The sequence below is a fragment of the Sphingobium sp. B11D3A genome (genome assembly GCF_025961695.1).
GTDB lineage: Bacteria > Pseudomonadota > Alphaproteobacteria > Sphingomonadales > Sphingomonadaceae > Sphingobium.
Genome location: NZ_JAOQOE010000001.1, coordinates 1,491,276 through 1,506,318, shown reverse-complemented (window position 1 = coordinate 1,506,318; position 15,043 = coordinate 1,491,276). Strand labels below are relative to the sequence as shown.

The following is a 15,043-nucleotide window of genomic DNA, read 5'->3' as shown; positions in this document are numbered from 1 at the left end:
CGATATGAACCATATATGGTCCGCATATTCTCTATATGCGGAGCGGTTCATGGGTTTGGTCAAGATCGAGGATGGGTTACACGAGGAAGCGCGCCGCACCAGCGCCGTCATGTGCCGCTCCATCAATGCTCAGGCCGAGTTCTGGATGAAGATCGGGATGCTCGCCGAGGCCCATCCCACATTGTCGTTCAACGAGATCGTGAAGATGGAAAAGGACCGGCAGGACCTCGCCACCGCGCAGGCCGCCTGAGATGGTCAAGACGCCGGACGAACTCGCCCTCATGCGCATCTCCGGCCGCTTGCTCGCATCGGTCTTCGAGATGCTGGACGGGGAGGATCTCGTCGGCCGCTCCACCATGGCGGTCAACGATATGGTCGAGCGCTTCATCGTCGATGATCTGGCGGCGCGTCCGGCGAGCAAGGGGCAATATGGTTTTGCCTATGTGCTCAATTGTTCGATAAACGAGGTCGTCTGCCATGGCGTGCCGGATGCCGACCGGATCATTGCGGATGGCGACATCATCAATCTCGATATCACGCTGGAGAAGAACGGCTTCATTGCCGACAGCAGCAAGACCTATCTCGTCGGCACGGTCTCGCCCGCCGTGCGCCGGCTTGTGCGTGTTGCCCAGCAAGCGATGTGGCAGGGCATCCGCCAGGTGCGCCCCGGCGCGCGCCTCGGCGACATCGGCTTTGCCATCGAGCGCCACGCCAAGAAGCATGGTTACTCGGTCGTGCGGGATTATTGCGGCCATGGCATTGGGCGCAAGATGCACGAGGAGCCGCAGGTGATGAACTTCGGCCGCCCCGGCACTGGCCTTACACTGCGCGAGGGCATGGTGTTCACCATCGAACCGATGGTCAACCAGGGTACGCGCGGCGTGATGACCAAGGGCGACGGCTGGACGGTGGTGACGAAGGACCGCAAGCTTTCGGCGCAGTTCGAGCATACGGTTGCCGTGACGGCGACCGGCGTCGAGGTGCTGACGTTGCGGCGGGACGAGCAGCCGCTGGCGGCGTGAGGGTGTTGCTCGGTCTTTTGGGATAGTTGAAGCTGGGTGCCCGGACAGCGCGCCATTGCGGATCGCGCTCCGTTCGTCCTGAGTAGTGGCTGAGCCTGTCGAAGCGTATCGAAGGACTGGTTGTGCGGTCGCGATGCTTCGATACGGCTCTTCGATACGCGCCTGCGGCGCTACTCAGACCCTACTCAGCACGAACGGTGAAGGTTGGCGTGGAGGGTTCGCCGTATCATGCTTGCCATGCACACGCTGTATCTGAGCGATTGGACGCTGCCCGCCAGCAGGATGTCCAGGCGTTCTGATTTGGCGGAGACGTCTCCCGCCCTCTTTAGAGGGGGGCTAAGGCTGCTTTCCGCAACTATGCAGGCCAATTATCAGAGAGCCTTCACTTCACCGATCCGCCACAATCGCGCGCAGACCTACGCCGATTGTCGCGCGGGGCTGGGGCATTTCGGATGAAGCGACGGGGTAAGCGCAATGGTCGGCCATATAATGGCCGCCGGGGCGGTGATTGCCTGACAGGCCGATACCGCCGACCGGTGCATTGGGCGCGAGCGCATAGGTGGGTCGGTTCCAGTTGACGATGCCGGCGCGGCTGTTGGCCCAGAAGCGATCATAATGTTCGGGGCCACCGCCGATCAGCGTCGCGGACAGGCCGTGGCGGGTGCTGTTGGCTTCGATGATCGCCGCGTCGAAGCTGGTGACGCATATGACCTGCAGAATGGGGCCGAACAGTTCCACGTCGCTGCGCGGTGCCATGGCCGTCACATCGATGATGCCGGGCGTGACGAAGGGCAGGCCTTCGATCGGGCGCTGCATGTGCCGGATCGGCTTGCCGCCATGGCTCATCAGATACAGGAAGCTCTCGGTGAGGCCGTCGGCGGCGTCCATGTCGATCACCGGCCCCATGAAGGGGAGCGGATCGGCGGTCGGGGGACCGACGAGCAGGCGGTCGGTGAGCGCCTTCACCGCGCCCAGCAGCGGCTCGGCAAGGGTGTCGCGCACGATGAGGCGGCGGGCGGACAGGCAATGCTGCCCGCTCATGTCGAAGGCGGACTGGACGATGAGCGCGGCGGCGCTGGCGATGTCCGGCGTGTCCCAGGCGATGATCGGATTGTTGCCGCTCATTTCCAGGGCCAGCAGCTTGCCGGGCTGGTCGGCGCAGGCGCGGTTGATGGCGCGGCCGGTGCGGGTCGATCCGGTGAAGAGCACGCCGTGGACGTCCGGCGCGGCGGCCAGCGCTTCGCCGATCGCCGGGCCACCAATCACGCATTGCACCTGATCGTACGGCACACCGGCCTCATGCAGCAGGCGCACCAGCATTTCGCCGGTGGCGGGCACCTTCTCGGAGGGCTTGAAGAGCACGCCATTACCGGCCAGCAGCGCCGGCACGATATGATCGACCGGGATGCGTGCGGGCAGGCAATGCGGCGTAATGATGGCGAGCACGCCATGCGGCTTGTGGCGCAGCGCGGTGCGGGCGCCCATCGCGCCTTCGCTCTGCCGCTGGCCCGTGCGTTCGGAATAGGCCTGTACGGCCTTCTCGACGCGCTCGAACAGGCTGATCACCTCTTGCCGTGTAGACCAGAGCGGCCGCCCGGTTTCGCGCGAGATCAGGGTCGCGAAGGCCTCCTCACTGGCGCGCACGCCGTTGGCGAAGCGGCGCATGGTCTCGATGCGGACAGCGGAGGAGAGGCCTGCCCATGCGGTCCAGTGGTGGGCCACCAGCGCGATCTGCGCGGCGGGGTCGGTCTCCTTTCCTTGCCAGACGGCCGCGCCCGTCGCCGGATCGAGCGATTCGAGGACGGAAGGCTCGTGCGGAGCCTCGGTGGCATGAAGCGGGGCGTGCAACATGCAGCGGCTATGCGGCGCAATTAGTTTCCAGCGGATTTACGACGCGCGCTCCGGAGCGCGCATCGGCTTATGCGCTGCGCGAGGCAAGCGGCTGGCCCGGCACCGGGCCGTGCGCCGCCCCCGTGGCGCGGATCGCCTCGATCTTGGCGTACAGCGGACCCCAGTCATCGCGCTCGGCAATGGGCGCCCAAAGGGCTTCCACTTCCTCGATATGCATCGAGCAGGGGGCGTCGGCCTGCCAATAGGGATGGTCACAGGCCTCGGGCCGTGGGGTGAGGGACTCGCGCGCGGCCCGCACCTTGTCCCACGCTGTGCCCGAATAACGCGATTCGGCATGGTCGCCACGTCGCCAATCGAAGAAGAAGCGGTCGATGAGCACATCGCTGCCGCGCAGCGCCTCGACAGCGGAGACTACGAAGGCGCGTGCCGTTTCCGCTTCCGGCGCGGTCAGGCCCAGCCGCCAGAGGAACCGCTCGATCAGGCGACTTTCATAAATGGCCGGGAAGCGCCGAAGCACCTCGATCAGCGCCTCTGTCTCGGCATGCTCCACCAGCGACTGCGCCAGTTGCGCGACATCCCAGTGGATCGCCTCGGCCTGGCGGGCGAAGGCATAAAGGCCGGTCTGGTCGAAATAGGCGGCGGTAAAGCCCGGCTCCCAGCGCGGGGTGAAGCGCCACGGCCCGTAATCGAAGCTCTCGCCGGTGATTGCGATGTTGTCGCTGTTCAACACGCCATGGACGAAGCCGGCGACCATATAGCTCGCGGCGAGATCGGCCGTCCGCGCGACGACCGCCTTCAGCAGCGTGAGCGCGGGCACCGCGCCGGGCTCCAGCGCCAGCAGATGGCGCAGGCAATAGTCGATCAGCCGTGCGCTCTCCTCGCGCTGGCCGAGATAGGCGAGCCGCTGGAAGCTACCGATGCGAATGTGGCCGTGGCTGAGCCGCACCATCACCGCCGAGCGGGTGGGGGAAGGCTCGTCGCCGCGCACCAGCGGCTCGCCGGTTTCGATGATCGAGAAAGTGCGTGAGGTGGTGACGCCCAGCGCCTCCAGCATTTCGGTCGCGAGAATTTCGCGCACGCCGCCCTTGAGGGTCAGGCGGCCGTCCGCCGTGCGGCTCCAGGGCGTGCGGCCCGAGCCCTTGGTGCCAAGATCCAGTAACCGGCCGCCGGCCGTCTCTGTTTCGCGCATCTGGGCGAAGAGGAAGCCGCGGCCATCGCCGAGATCGGGATTGTAAGTGCGGAACTGGTGGCCGTGATAGCGCAGTGCCAGCGGCCCCGGCTGCGCGCCCGGCAGGGGCGTGAAGCGGCCGAAATGGCTGATCCATTGCGCATCGTCGAGTGCCGCCAGCCCCACCGTGCGGGCCGCGCGATCGTTGCGAAAACGCAGGATCGTCTGCGGGAAATCCGCCGGCTGCACAGGGTCGGTCAGAAAATCCGCAATCGACTCTATTGCGCGTTCCGGATGAAATATGTCTGTCTTAAGCGCTGCGTCCATGCTCTGATATGGGGGGCGCCCCGGGAAAGGATCAAGCTTGTCGGGCTATGAAGACAAATATTGGTGGTCGCAGGACAATTTACGGCTGCATTACCGGGACTATCCCGGGCGCGACGATCGGCCGCCGATCCTGTGCCTGCCAGGCCTGACGCGCAACGTCCGCGACTTCGAGCCGGTGGCAGAGCGGCTGGCGGGCGAATGGCGCGTTATCGTGGTGGAACTGCGCGGGCGCGGCGAGAGCGCTTACGCCAAGGACCCGATGAGCTATGTGCCGCTGGTCTATCTGCAGGATCTGCTCAAGCTGATCGATGAGCTGGCCCTGCCGCGCTTCGTGGGGGTCGGCACGTCGCTCGGCGGGATCATGCTTATGCTAATCGCGGCGACGCGGCGCGGGAGCCTCGCGGGCGCGCTGCTCAACGATATCGGGCCGGAGATCGCCGAGGAAGGGCTGGAGCGCATCCGGCAAGGGGTCGGCACCGGTAGCGCGCAGCCGACCTGGGTGCACGCCGCGCGGGCGGTGGCGGATGTGCAGGGGGTGATCTACCCCGATTACAAGCTGACCGACTGGCTGCGCATCGCCAAGCGGCTATATCGATTGACGAGCCAGGGGCGCATCGTGCTGGATTATGACCAGCGCCTCGCCGAGCCGTTCCGGGCGCCCGGCGGTGCGGCGGGCGTCGACCTGTGGCCGGCGTTCGAGGCGATCGGCGATATCCCGCTCACCTTGGTGCGTGGCGCGCTTAGCGATCTGCTGACCGTCCAGACGGCGCAGGCGATGCAGACGCGCCTCCCGCAGCTGGATCTGGTGACGGTGCCGCGGGTGGGTCATGCACCCACGCTGGAAGAGCCAGAAGCGGTGGCGGCGCTCGACAGGCTGCTCGCCAGGATCAGCGAGAAGCCATGACGCGGCGGGCGGCCCGGCGCGATCTCTCCCGCGAGCCGCTGCGCGTGCTGCAAATTCACCGCACCTTCGATCTGGGCGGAAAGGAAGTGCGCCTTGTCCGGCTGATGAATCATTGGGGCGCGCGGATGCAGCACGACATCCTGCTGGGCGAGCCGGGCGCCACCGCGGCGCAAGCCTTGCTCGACCCCACGCTGAAGGTGCGCTTTCTCGATTCGCCCGCGTTGGAGGGGCCAGCGACCTTCGCCCGCTTCAACGCGCTGGCCAAGGCGATGCGCGGCTATGACCTCATCCTGAGCTTCAATTGGGGCGCGATCGATGGCGTCATGGCGCACCGTCTCTTCCGCCGGCTGCGCTGCCTGCCGCCGTTGATCCACCACGAAGAGGGCTTCGATGTGGACGAGGCGTTCGTCCGCCAGGCCGCTCGCAACCGCTACCGCCAGATCGCCTTGCAGGGCGCGCGGGCGCTCGTCGTCCCGTCGGCGCAGCTGGCGCATATCGCTCAGGCGGAGTGGCGGCAGTCCGCCGAGAAAGTCCACCAGATCCCCAACGGGCTGGATGTCGCCGCCTATGAAGGCACCCGGCCGGTCGCTGCGATTCCCGGGCTGGTACCGGACGGACGGCTGATCGTGGGCACCGTCGCCAATCTGCGTGCGGTCAAGAACCTGCCCCGGCTCGTCCGGGCGGTGGCGCCGCTGCGCGACCGGCTGCGTCTGGTCATCGTCGGTGACGGGGAGGAGCGGGAGGCGATTCTGGCGGAGGCGCAGCGGCAAGGGATGCACGATCTGCTGATGCCGGGTGCCCTGCCGCGCCCGCAGGATTATGTCGGCGCGTTCGATATTTTCGCATTGTCCTCCGATAGTGAGCAGTTCCCCACGGCCCTGATGGAGGCGATGGCGGCCGGCCTGCCGGTGGTCGCGACCGACGTCGGCGATACGCTCGGCATGGTCGCGCCGGACAACCGGCCCTTCATCGTGGCCCCCGATGCGACCGATGATTTTCAGGCTGCCCTTGCAGAACTGGCCGGGGATGCCGATCTGCGTCGGACTATCGGGGCAGCCAATCGCGACAGAGCGAGGCGCTGTTTCGATGAAGCCGTGATGATCCAGCTCTACGCCCGGCTCTATGGTGAGGCGGTCGGTAACGAACTGGCGTTATTTTGAGTTTTGTGGCATTTTAGCACTTGGTTTGAGGAAAATGCTGGTAAAGGCGCTCGTGGCTGGCTTGCGAAGCTGGCCGATGGGGCACTGAGGAGTTTCATTTGTTCAAGGGCTTGAAGCCGATCGTCTATGGCGGTCGCGAGGTGTGGCCGGTTATCGAAGGCGGCAAGGGCGTTGCGGTCTCCAATCACATGAGCTCCGGGGCATGGGCTGCCGCTGGCGGCATCGGCACCGTGTCGGCCGTGAATGCGGACAGCTATGATGCCGACGGCAATGTCATCCCGCAAATCTACCATGGCCGCACCCGCCAGCAGCGCCATGAAGAGCTGATCGCCTACGCCATCGAAGGTGGGGTGGAGCAGGTCAAGCGCGCTTATGAGATGGCCGGTGGCAAGGGCGCCATCAACATCAACGTGCTCTGGGAAATGGGCGGCGCGCAGGCCGTGCTGCAAGGCGTGCTGGAGCGCACCAAGGGCATGGTCGCAGGCGTGACCTGCGGGGCCGGCATGCCTTACAAGCTCAGCGAGATTGCTGCGCAGCATCAGGTCAGCTACCTGCCGATCGTCAGCTCAGGCCGCGCTTTCCGCGCGCTGTGGAAGCGGGCCTATCACAAGGCTGCGGAATGGCTGGGTGCGGTGGTCTATGAAGATCCTTGGCTGGCCGGTGGCCATAATGGCCTCTCCAATGCGGAAGACCCGACCAAGCCGGAAGACCCCTATCCCCGCGTGAAGGCGCTGCGCGACACGATGCGCGAGGGCGGCATCAGCGACGAAGTGCCGATCGTGATGGCCGGTGGCGTCTGGTATCTGCGGGACTGGAGCGACTGGATCGACAATCCGGAGCTGGGCGCGATTGCCTTCCAGTTCGGCACCCGTCCGCTGCTCACCCAGGAAAGCCCGATTCCGCAGGCGTGGAAGGAGAAGCTCATGACGCTGGAGGAAGGCGACATCCTCCTCCACCGCTTCTCGCCGACCGGCTTCTATTCCTCCGCGATCCGCAATCCCTTCCTGCGCGATCTCGAGGCGCGCTCGGAGCGGCAGATCGCCTTCTCCATGGAGGAAGCGGGCGACCATAACCATCAGCTCGATGTCGGCATCAAAGGCCGCAATTACTGGGTGACCCGCAACGATCTGCTGCGCGCTCGCGAGTGGGTGCTGCAGGGCTATGAGACTGCGCTCAAGACACCCGACAACACGCTGGTCTTCGTGACCGACGAGGACCGGGCTGTCATCCGCAAGGATCAGGCTGATTGCATGGGCTGCCTCTCGCACTGCGGTTTTTCGTCGTGGAAGGACCATGACGATTATTCGACCGGTCGCCTCGCCGATCCGCGCAGCTTCTGCATCCAGAAGACCCTGCAGGACGCAGTGCATGGCGGCGATGTCGACAAGAACCTGCTGTTCGCCGGCCATGGCGCCTATCGCTTCAAGCAGGACCCCTTCTATTCCAACGGGTTCGTGCCGACCGTGAAGCAACTGGTCGACCGCATCCTCACCGGGGATTGATGAGCATGATGCGCACGCCGGACATGCCGGGCCTCGCCATCCTCAAATATCGCGCGGCGGATTATCAGGTGGTCCGCTCGGGCCGTTTCGTGATCTGCGCCGTGAGCGGGGTGGAAATCCCGCTCGGCGAACTCGCTTACTGGAGCGAGGCGCGGCAGGAAGCCTATCGCAGCGCGATTGAGGCGACGAAGGCGTTGGCGGGTTGAAGAGCGGAAGCCAGCCCCACCTTTCCCTTTCTCGTCACTCCGGACTTGATCGGGGGTCTCGCTGCCTTTTGTGGTGAGCGAAGAAGAAGCGGGATCCCGGATCAAGTCCGGGATGACGTGAGGTTAGGAGCGCGCTGTTCGCTCAAACCCAGCCTTCGAGAATCTGATCCGGCGGCCGGTCGCCGCCGACCCACATGCGGATGTTGGCGATCACTCGTTCGCCCGAGGCGATGCGGCCCTCGAAGGTCGCCGAGCCCATATGCGGGGTCATCACCACATTGGGCAGAGCGAGCAGGCGCGGGTCGATCTGCGGCTCGAACTCCCACACATCGAGGCCGGCGCCGGCAAGCTGCCCGGCCTCCAGCGCTTCGATCAACGCTTCCTCGTCCACGATGCCGCCGCGCGAGGCGTTGATAAGATAGACATGGGGACGCAATAGCCCGATGCGGCGCCGGTCGATCAGGTTCTCGCTCTGCGCATTGCGCGGCGTGTGGATCGTCAGGATGTCGATGCTGCGCAGCATCTCGTCGAGGTCGGGGTGCCAGATCGCATCCACTTCCTGCTCGGCGACCTCGGGCAGGCGGTGGCGATTATGATAATGGATGGAGAGCCCAAAGGCGCGGGCGCGGCGGGCGACGGCGCGGCCGATGCGGCCCATGCCGACGATGCCGAGCGCCTTGCCGCCGATGCGATGGCCGAGCATGTTGCTGGGGCTCCAGCCGGTCCACTCGCCCGAGCGCACCAGCTTCTCGCCCTCGGCCAGACGGCGCGGCACCGAGACGATGAGCGCCATGGTCATGTCCGCCGTGTCCTCGGTCAGCACGCCGGGCGTGTTGGTGACAATGATGTTCTTCGCGCGGGCGGCGGGCAGGGCGATGTGGTTCACGCCGGCGCCATAATTGGCAATCAGCTGCAGCGCATCGCCTGCGCCCGCGATCAGATCGGCATCGAGATCGTCCGTCACCGTGGGCACCAGCACGTCGCACTGCTGCATGGCCTCATGCAACTCGGCGCGGGCCATAGGATGATCGTCGACATTGAAGCGGGCGTCGAACAGTTCGCCCAGCCGGGCTTCCACCGCTTGCGGCAGACGCCGCGTCACGATCACGCGGGGCGAAGCGGGCCGGGGACGCCTGGACATGTGGCGGGAATGCTCAGGCGAGAGCGGAAAGGCAAGCGGCAATTCGCGCAAGGCTGCTTCCGGTTGATGCCATGCGGTGGCCGTGGCAGAAGCGGGCCTTATGGTGTGGGCATTTTCCGGGAGATTGATGGCATGAACGCGCGCGGGCTATTTACGGCTTTTGCGGCGCTGGCCCTGGGATTGGGACTCGGGCTGGGCGCTGCCGACGCGCAGGCGCAAACCGGTCGCCCGACACCCTATTGGGCCTCCCTCTCCAAGGGGGAGGCCAAGATGCGCGTGGGGCCGAGCGCCGACTATCCGGCGAGCTGGATCTACCGCCAGCGCGACCTGCCGGTGAAGGTGGTCGAGGTCTATACAAATTGGCGCAAGATCGAGGATCCGGACGGCACGCAGGGCTGGATGCACGTGCGGCTGCTCAAGGATGAAGCGACCGCGATCGTGAAGGATGGCATTGCCCAGATGCGCGACGGCCCCTCCGAGAGCGCCCGCCTTCTGTTCCGGCTGGCGCCGGGCGTCGTGGGGCGTCTCTCTGGCTGTTCCGATGGCTGGTGCGCGATGGAGGTGAACGGCCGGCGCGGCTATGTGCAGGCCGCGAGCCTGTGGGGCGCGCTGGACTGACGGTAACCTAAGTGTGGGCGTGCCCATCAAGGCACGCCAGCGGCGCCTCTCCGATTATCGCGGAAGCGTCGCAGCTTCCCTCGCCAGCGCTTCTATGGCTGCGGGATCGAGCGGCCCCTTGGGCACAACCCAGCTTCCGCCCACGCAGCCGACGAAGGATTGAGCCAGCCATTCCGGCGCATTGGCCGCGGTGATGCCGCCGGTCGGGCAGAAGCGCACGCCGCCGAACGGCGCCGCCAAGGCTTTGAGCGCGGGCAGGCCGCCGCTGGTCGAGGCCGGGAAGAATTTGAAGCGCTCAAGCCCGAGATCCAGTCCGCGCATGATGTCCGCCGCCGTAGCGACGCCGGGGAGCAGGGTGGCCCCATTGGCGATCGCGGCCTTGCCGAGCGGCTCGGTGAGGCCGGGCGACACGATGAACTGCGCGCCCGCCTCCAGCGCCTGATCGAGCTGCCGGGGGTTGAGCACGGTGCCGGCCCCGACCACGGCGCCGGGGACCTGCGCCATTTCGCGCATCACCTCGAGCGCGACTGGGGTGCGCATGGTGACCTCGAGGGCCGGCAGGCCCCCGGCGACCAGCGCCTGCGCCAGCGGGACGGCATCGGCCACGGACTCCACGATCAGCACCGGAATCACCGGCGCCAGCGCTATTACGTCATCGACAGTCATGCTCATGCTTTCTTCTCCCGCCATGCAGCGGCGGCGCCATAAAGGCCAATTTCAGGATGGGTTGCCAAGCGAACCGGAACGGTTCTCATCAGGGCTTCAAAGCGACCCTTTGCGGTGAAACGATCATGGAAGGCACTATTGTTCACGAGGAAGTCGCGCATCCGTTGCGTCAGTCCGCCGGCCAGCACCACATGATGCGGCCCTTGCGCCAGTGCGAGGTCGCCGGCCGTGGCGCCATAGCTCATGCACAGGCGCTCCAGCGCCGTGCGGGCGAGGGGGTTGCTGCCCTCCAGCGCGGCGGCCCACAGGTCCGCGTCGTTCATCAGCGTGACCGGCGCCTGGCTGATCGTCGCCAGCGCCCGGTAGAGTGTATTGAGCCCCGGTCCGGAGACGATCCGCTCCGTCGAGACCCGCACGAGATCGGTGCGCAACTGCGCGAGAATGCGGCCCTCCAGCGCGTCGAGCGGGGCAAAATCCACATGGCCGCCCTCGGTCGCGACGATATGCGGCATGCCCTCGTCAAAGGCGATCATCGCCACGCCAAGACCGGTGCCGGGGCCAAGAATGGTCACCGAGCCATTTTCAGGAAAAGCCTCGTCCGGTCCGAACAGCAGCGGCAGATCGCTGAGCGGCAGCCGCGCAATGGCGTGGGCCACCGCCTCGAAGTCATTGACCAGCCGCACCGCCGCAACGCCGAGATCATCGGCCAACTGGGCAGGACGGATGATCCAGCTTGAGTTTGTGAGCTTGATGACCTCCCGCCCGATGGCCGTGGCAAAGGCGATGGACACCCGCTCGGGCGCCGGTCCCTCGTCATCGGCTAGAAAGGCCTGCCAGCAGCTTTGCAGGCTGGCATGATCCGCGACCTTGTATTTACGCACGGTACCCAGCGTGGGCACGCCGCGCGCATCGAGCGTCGCACGGGCGAAGCGGGCATTGGTGCCGCCAATGTCGGCGGCGACAAGATCGGTCATAGTTCCGCATCCATGGCTGCCAGCAGCGGCGAGGCGCCGGCTTCCGCCAGATCGCTATTATGGCGGAACAGGGCGAACAGTTCCCGACCGGTGTCATAGGGCGGCGGTGGCGCATCGGCCTGATCGCGCGCGTCCCATTCCGCGGCACCCACCTTTGCTTCCAGCGTGCCGCTCTCGGCGCAGACGCGGACGATGTCGCCATTGCGCAGCTTGCCGATCGGGCCGCCACCCAGCGCCTCGGGCGAGAGGTGAATGGCCGCCGGCACCTTGCCGCTCGCGCCGGACATGCGCCCGTCGGTCACCAGAGCGACTTTGAAGCCCTTGTCCTGCAACACGCCCAGCGGCGGGGTGAGCTTGTGCAGCTCTGGCATTCCATTGGCGCGCGGCCCCTGGAAGCGCACGACAACCACGACGTCCCGATCCAGCTCGCCCGCCTTGAATGCGGCCATGACCTGATCCTGATCGGAGAACACACGGCACGGCGCCTCGATGGTCCAGCGTTCGCGGTCCACGGCACTGGTCTTCATGATGCAGCGGCCAAGATTGCCGGCGAGCAGCCGCATTCCGCCATCCGCGCTGAACGGATTGGAGAGCGGGCGCAGGATCGCCTCATTACCCGGCGCAGTCGGCGGCGCATCCCAGACGAGCGCGTCATTTTCCAGCGTCGGCATCCGCCCGTAATCGGTGAGGTCGGCGCGGGCGACGGTCATCACATCGCGGTGCAAGAGGCCACCGCGCAGCAATTCGGTGATGATCCAGGCCATGCCGCCTGCCGCGTGGAAGTTGTTCACATCGTCCGCGCCATTGGGGTAGACGCGCGCCAGCAATGGGACGGCGGCAGACAGCTCGGCCAGATCCTTCCAGTCGATGACGATTCCTGCCGCCCGCGCGATGGCGGGCAGGTGGATGGCATGATTGGTCGATCCGCCGGTCGCCAGCAGCCCGACGGCGGCATTCACGATTGCCTTTTCATCGATGCACTTGCCGAGCGGGCGATAATCATCGCCGTCCCAGCCGATGGAGGCGACACGATGCACGGCGGCCCGGGTCAGCTCGCTGCGCAGCTTGGTGCCGGGATTGACGAAGGCAGCGCCGGGCATGTGCAGGCCCATCACTTCCATCATCATCTGGTTGGTGTTGGCCGTGCCGTAGAAGGTGCAGGTGCCCGCGCCATGATAGCTGGCGCTCTCGCTCTCCAGCAGTTCCTCGCGCCCAACCTTGCCCTCGGCATAGAGCTGGCGGATGCGCTGCTTCTCCTTGTTGGCGAGGCCCGAAGGCATCGGCCCGGCGGGGACGAAGATGGTGGGGAGGTGGCCAAAGCGCAGCGCGCCCATCAACAGGCCGGGCACGATCTTGTCGCAGATGCCGAGCATCAACGCGCCCTCGAACATCGCATGGCTGAGCGCCACGGCGGTCGCGAGCGCGATGGTGTCCCGCGAGAAAAGCGAGAGCTCCATGCCGGCCAGGCCCTGCGTCACGCCGTCGCACATGGCCGGCACGCCGCCCGCAACCTGCGCGGTGGCGCCGACTTCCCGCGCCGCGATCTTGATCGCCTCCGGGTAGCGGCCATAGGGCTGATGCGCCGAGAGCATGTCGTTGTACGCCGTGACGATGCCGATGTTCATGGCATTGCCCGCGCGGATCGCCGGCTTGTCCTCGCCGCTGGCGGCAAAGCCATGGGCGAGGTTGCCGCAGGAAAGCCGATCCCGGTTGGTGCCGGCATCGCGCCCGCGCTCGATGAGGTCGAGATATTTGCGGCGACTGACCGCGCTGCGCTGGACGATGCGCTGCGTGACGGCGGCGACGGTGGAATTGAGATCAGTCATACCAGCTTGCTCCATCGCGCTCGATCAAGGCAATGCCAGCGGATGGCCCCCAGGTGCCGGCGGCATAATGCACGACCTGCTGGCCGGATTCCTGCCAGCTCTGCGTGATGGAATCGATCCAGGTCCACTGCGCTTCCACCTCGTCGCGGCGCACGAACAATGTGGTGTCGCCCTCCAGCAGATCCAACAGTAGCCGCTCATAGGCGATCCGTCGGCGCTCACCGGCAAAGGCGTGTGTGAGCGAGACGTCGAGGCCGACTTCCTGCAGCTTCACGCCATCCCGGTCGAGCCCCGGCCGCTTGGCCATGATGCACAGGCGGATGTTCTCGTCCGGCTGCAGGCGGATGATCAGCGAATTGGGCTCCAGCGCGCGATCATAGCCGTTGCGGCGGAAAATGCTGTGCGTCACCGGCTTGAACTGGATGAGAATTTCCGACTGGCGGTTGGGCATACACTTGCCGGTGCGCAGGTAGAACGGCACGCCCGTCCAGCGCCAATTGTCGATATGGGCCTTCAACGCCACGAAGGTCTCGGTATCGCTCTCCTTGCCCAGTTCCTCGGCATAGCCGGCGATGATCTTGCCCTTCACCGCGCCGTCGCGATACTGGCCGCGCACGCTGTGGGTGCGGACCGTTTCGGGCGTCATCGGCCGCAGCGAGCGCAGCGCCTTCACCTTCTCGTCGCGCACCGAGGTGGAATCCATCCGCGCGGGCGGCTCCATGGCGATGATCGAGAGGATCTGGAGCATGTGGTTTTGCACCATGTCCTTGAGCGCGCCGACGCCGTCATAATAAGAGACGCGGCCCTCCAGCCCCACCGTCTCGGCGACGGTGATCTGGACATGATCGATCGCCCCGCCATTCCACAGCGGCTCGAACAGGCGGTTGCCAAAGCGCAGCGCCATCAGGTTCTGCACCGTTTCCTTGCCCAGATAATGGTCGACGCGGAAAATCTGCTCTTCATCGAACAGGTCGCCAATGGCGTCGTTCACCACCTTGGACGAGGCGAGATCCTTGCCGATGGGCTTTTCCATGGCGATACGGGTGTGCGCATCGACCAGACCAGCGGCGGCGAGACCCTGGGCGGTGGGCGCAAAGAGCGAGGGCGGGGTGGACAGATAGACTGCGATGGGACCCTCGCCCAGCGCCTTCGCCCGTTTCGCCAGCGCATCGAAATGCGCCTGCTCGCCGGCAGACACGGCGCAATAGCTGATCTTTTCGAGAAAAGCGGTGACGCGCGCCTCATCATGATGCTCATCGGCGAGATAGGTCGCCAGCGCCTTGCGGATGGTTTCACGAAAGGCCGCGTCATCCATCTCGGACCGGCCGGAGGCGAGGATGTTGAACGGCTCGGGCAGCAGCCCGTCGCACAGCAGATGGTAGAGCGAAGGAAACAGCATCCGGTGCGCCAGATCGCCGGTGGCGCCGAACAGGATGAGTGTCGCGGACTTTTCGAACAAGACTGGGGACCCTTCGTGGCCTGATGAATTGCGCACCTGAGCGGGACATTACAGGCGCACGACTTTGGTGCAACCGCACAATCGGACCCGTTTTCGATGAAAGCGCAGGGGAGCGCTCTACCTTTACGTGATCGCGAAGGGCCAGAATTCCTTCAACCGGCGCTATGGGAGGCAGCCGCAAGGCATTGTTCGCCGGCGCAAAATCTTGCTTCGCGCGCG

General features: G+C 65.8%; 14 protein-coding genes. 7 read left to right on the top strand and 7 right to left on the bottom strand.

Translation table 11 applies throughout. The features are described 5' to 3' along the window. Positions 1 to 49: 49 nt before the first annotated feature. Both M2332_RS07185 and map read left to right on the top strand, forming a co-directional pair. Positions 50 to 250: a ParD-like family protein gene (locus M2332_RS07185; RefSeq protein WP_181560517.1), complete on the top strand. Its 201-nt coding sequence runs from the start codon at positions 50 to 52 to the stop codon at positions 248 to 250. A 1-nt stretch (position 251) separates the two neighbouring features. Then, positions 252 to 1,022 (top strand): type I methionyl aminopeptidase, encoded by a 771-nt coding sequence (gene map, locus M2332_RS07180; RefSeq protein ID WP_264573512.1) that lies wholly within the window; start codon positions 252 to 254, stop codon positions 1,020 to 1,022. Positions 1,023 to 1,409: 387 nt separating this feature from the next. On the opposite strand, the gene M2332_RS07175 is transcribed toward map, so the two are convergent. Continuing rightward, positions 1,410 to 2,873 (bottom strand): succinylglutamate-semialdehyde dehydrogenase, encoded by a 1,464-nt coding sequence (locus M2332_RS07175; RefSeq protein ID WP_264573511.1) that lies wholly within the window; start codon positions 2,871 to 2,873, stop codon positions 1,410 to 1,412. A 67-nt stretch (positions 2,874 to 2,940) separates the two neighbouring features. Then, positions 2,941 to 4,368 (bottom strand): protein adenylyltransferase SelO family protein, encoded by a 1,428-nt coding sequence (locus M2332_RS07170; RefSeq protein ID WP_264573510.1) that lies wholly within the window; start codon positions 4,366 to 4,368, stop codon positions 2,941 to 2,943. A 37-nt stretch (positions 4,369 to 4,405) separates the two neighbouring features. Here M2332_RS07170 and M2332_RS07165 point away from each other — a divergent pair, with 37 nt between their 5' ends. The 4 genes from M2332_RS07165 (at position 4,406) to M2332_RS07150 (ending at position 8,140) form a co-directional block, all read left to right on the top strand. Next, entirely contained in the window at positions 4,406 to 5,272 is an 867-nt protein-coding gene (locus M2332_RS07165) for an alpha/beta fold hydrolase (RefSeq protein ID WP_264571196.1), read from the top strand. Beyond that, entirely contained in the window at positions 5,269 to 6,432 is a 1,164-nt protein-coding gene (locus M2332_RS07160; RefSeq protein WP_264573509.1) for a glycosyltransferase family 4 protein, read from the top strand. The genes M2332_RS07165 and M2332_RS07160 overlap by 4 nt, the downstream gene beginning before the upstream one ends. A 98-nt stretch (positions 6,433 to 6,530) precedes the next feature. Then, positions 6,531 to 7,934, top strand: coding sequence for an NAD(P)H-dependent flavin oxidoreductase (locus M2332_RS07155; RefSeq protein WP_264571194.1), 1,404 nt, complete (start codon positions 6,531 to 6,533; stop codon positions 7,932 to 7,934). A gap of 5 nt (positions 7,935 to 7,939) precedes the next feature. Next, positions 7,940 to 8,140 carry a DUF2093 domain-containing protein gene (locus M2332_RS07150; protein ID WP_413715945.1) on the top strand — a complete coding sequence of 67 codons (201 nt, stop codon included), beginning with the start codon at positions 7,940 to 7,942 and terminating at the stop codon, positions 8,138 to 8,140. Between the two features lie 142 nt (positions 8,141 to 8,282). Here M2332_RS07150 and M2332_RS07145 read toward each other — a convergent pair whose 3' ends face one another. Then, complete coding sequence (locus tag M2332_RS07145) at positions 8,283 to 9,281, bottom strand: 2-hydroxyacid dehydrogenase (RefSeq protein ID WP_264573508.1); 999 nt, start codon at positions 9,279 to 9,281, stop codon at positions 8,283 to 8,285. Positions 9,282 to 9,413: 132 nt separating this feature from the next. Between M2332_RS07145 and M2332_RS07140 the strand changes: the two genes are divergently transcribed. Continuing rightward, complete coding sequence (locus M2332_RS07140; protein ID WP_264573507.1) at positions 9,414 to 9,899, top strand: SH3 domain-containing protein; 486 nt, start codon at positions 9,414 to 9,416, stop codon at positions 9,897 to 9,899. Positions 9,900 to 9,953: 54 nt separating this feature from the next. Here M2332_RS07140 and eda read toward each other — a convergent pair whose 3' ends face one another. From eda to zwf, 4 genes are read right to left on the bottom strand one after another with little or no spacing between them, the layout of a single operon-like run. Beyond that, entirely contained in the window at positions 9,954 to 10,571 is a 618-nt protein-coding gene (gene eda / locus M2332_RS07135; RefSeq protein WP_264573506.1) for a bifunctional 4-hydroxy-2-oxoglutarate aldolase/2-dehydro-3-deoxy-phosphogluconate aldolase, read from the bottom strand. Further along, positions 10,568 to 11,539 (bottom strand): glucokinase, encoded by a 972-nt coding sequence (locus M2332_RS07130; RefSeq protein WP_264573505.1) that lies wholly within the window; start codon positions 11,537 to 11,539, stop codon positions 10,568 to 10,570. The genes eda and M2332_RS07130 overlap by 4 nt, the downstream gene beginning before the upstream one ends. After that, on the bottom strand, positions 11,536 to 13,365 hold the full coding sequence (edd, locus tag M2332_RS07125) for a phosphogluconate dehydratase (RefSeq protein WP_264573504.1): 1,830 nt from the start codon (positions 13,363 to 13,365) through the stop codon (positions 11,536 to 11,538). Before edd ends, M2332_RS07130 begins: the two co-directional genes overlap by 4 nt. Further along, positions 13,358 to 14,824, bottom strand: a complete 1,467-nt coding sequence (gene zwf, locus M2332_RS07120) for a glucose-6-phosphate dehydrogenase (RefSeq protein WP_264573503.1) — start codon at positions 14,822 to 14,824, stop codon at positions 13,358 to 13,360. The genes edd and zwf overlap by 8 nt, the downstream gene beginning before the upstream one ends. Positions 14,825 to 15,043 lie beyond the last annotated feature (219 nt).

Bases quoted from the DNA above. Each gene is read 5' to 3' on its own strand.
- M2332_RS07185 (WP_181560517.1), top strand. From the start codon at position 50: ATGGGTTTGGTCAAGATCGAGGATGGGTTACACGAGGAAGCGCGCCGC.
- map (WP_264573512.1), top strand. From the start codon at position 252: ATGGTCAAGACGCCGGACGAACTCGCCCTCATGCGCATCTCCGGCCGC.
- M2332_RS07175 (WP_264573511.1), bottom strand. From the start codon at position 2,873: ATGTTGCACGCCCCGCTTCATGCCACCGAGGCTCCGCACGAGCCTTCC.
- M2332_RS07170 (WP_264573510.1), bottom strand. From the start codon at position 4,368: ATGGACGCAGCGCTTAAGACAGACATATTTCATCCGGAACGCGCAATA.
- M2332_RS07160 (WP_264573509.1), top strand. From the start codon at position 5,269: ATGACGCGGCGGGCGGCCCGGCGCGATCTCTCCCGCGAGCCGCTGCGC.
- M2332_RS07150 (WP_413715945.1), top strand. From the start codon at position 7,940: ATGATGCGCACGCCGGACATGCCGGGCCTCGCCATCCTCAAATATCGC.
- M2332_RS07145 (WP_264573508.1), bottom strand. From the start codon at position 9,281: ATGTCCAGGCGTCCCCGGCCCGCTTCGCCCCGCGTGATCGTGACGCGG.
- M2332_RS07140 (WP_264573507.1), top strand. From the start codon at position 9,414: ATGAACGCGCGCGGGCTATTTACGGCTTTTGCGGCGCTGGCCCTGGGA.
- eda (WP_264573506.1), bottom strand. From the start codon at position 10,571: ATGAGCATGACTGTCGATGACGTAATAGCGCTGGCGCCGGTGATTCCG.
- M2332_RS07130 (WP_264573505.1), bottom strand. From the start codon at position 11,539: ATGACCGATCTTGTCGCCGCCGACATTGGCGGCACCAATGCCCGCTTC.
- edd (WP_264573504.1), bottom strand. From the start codon at position 13,365: ATGACTGATCTCAATTCCACCGTCGCCGCCGTCACGCAGCGCATCGTC.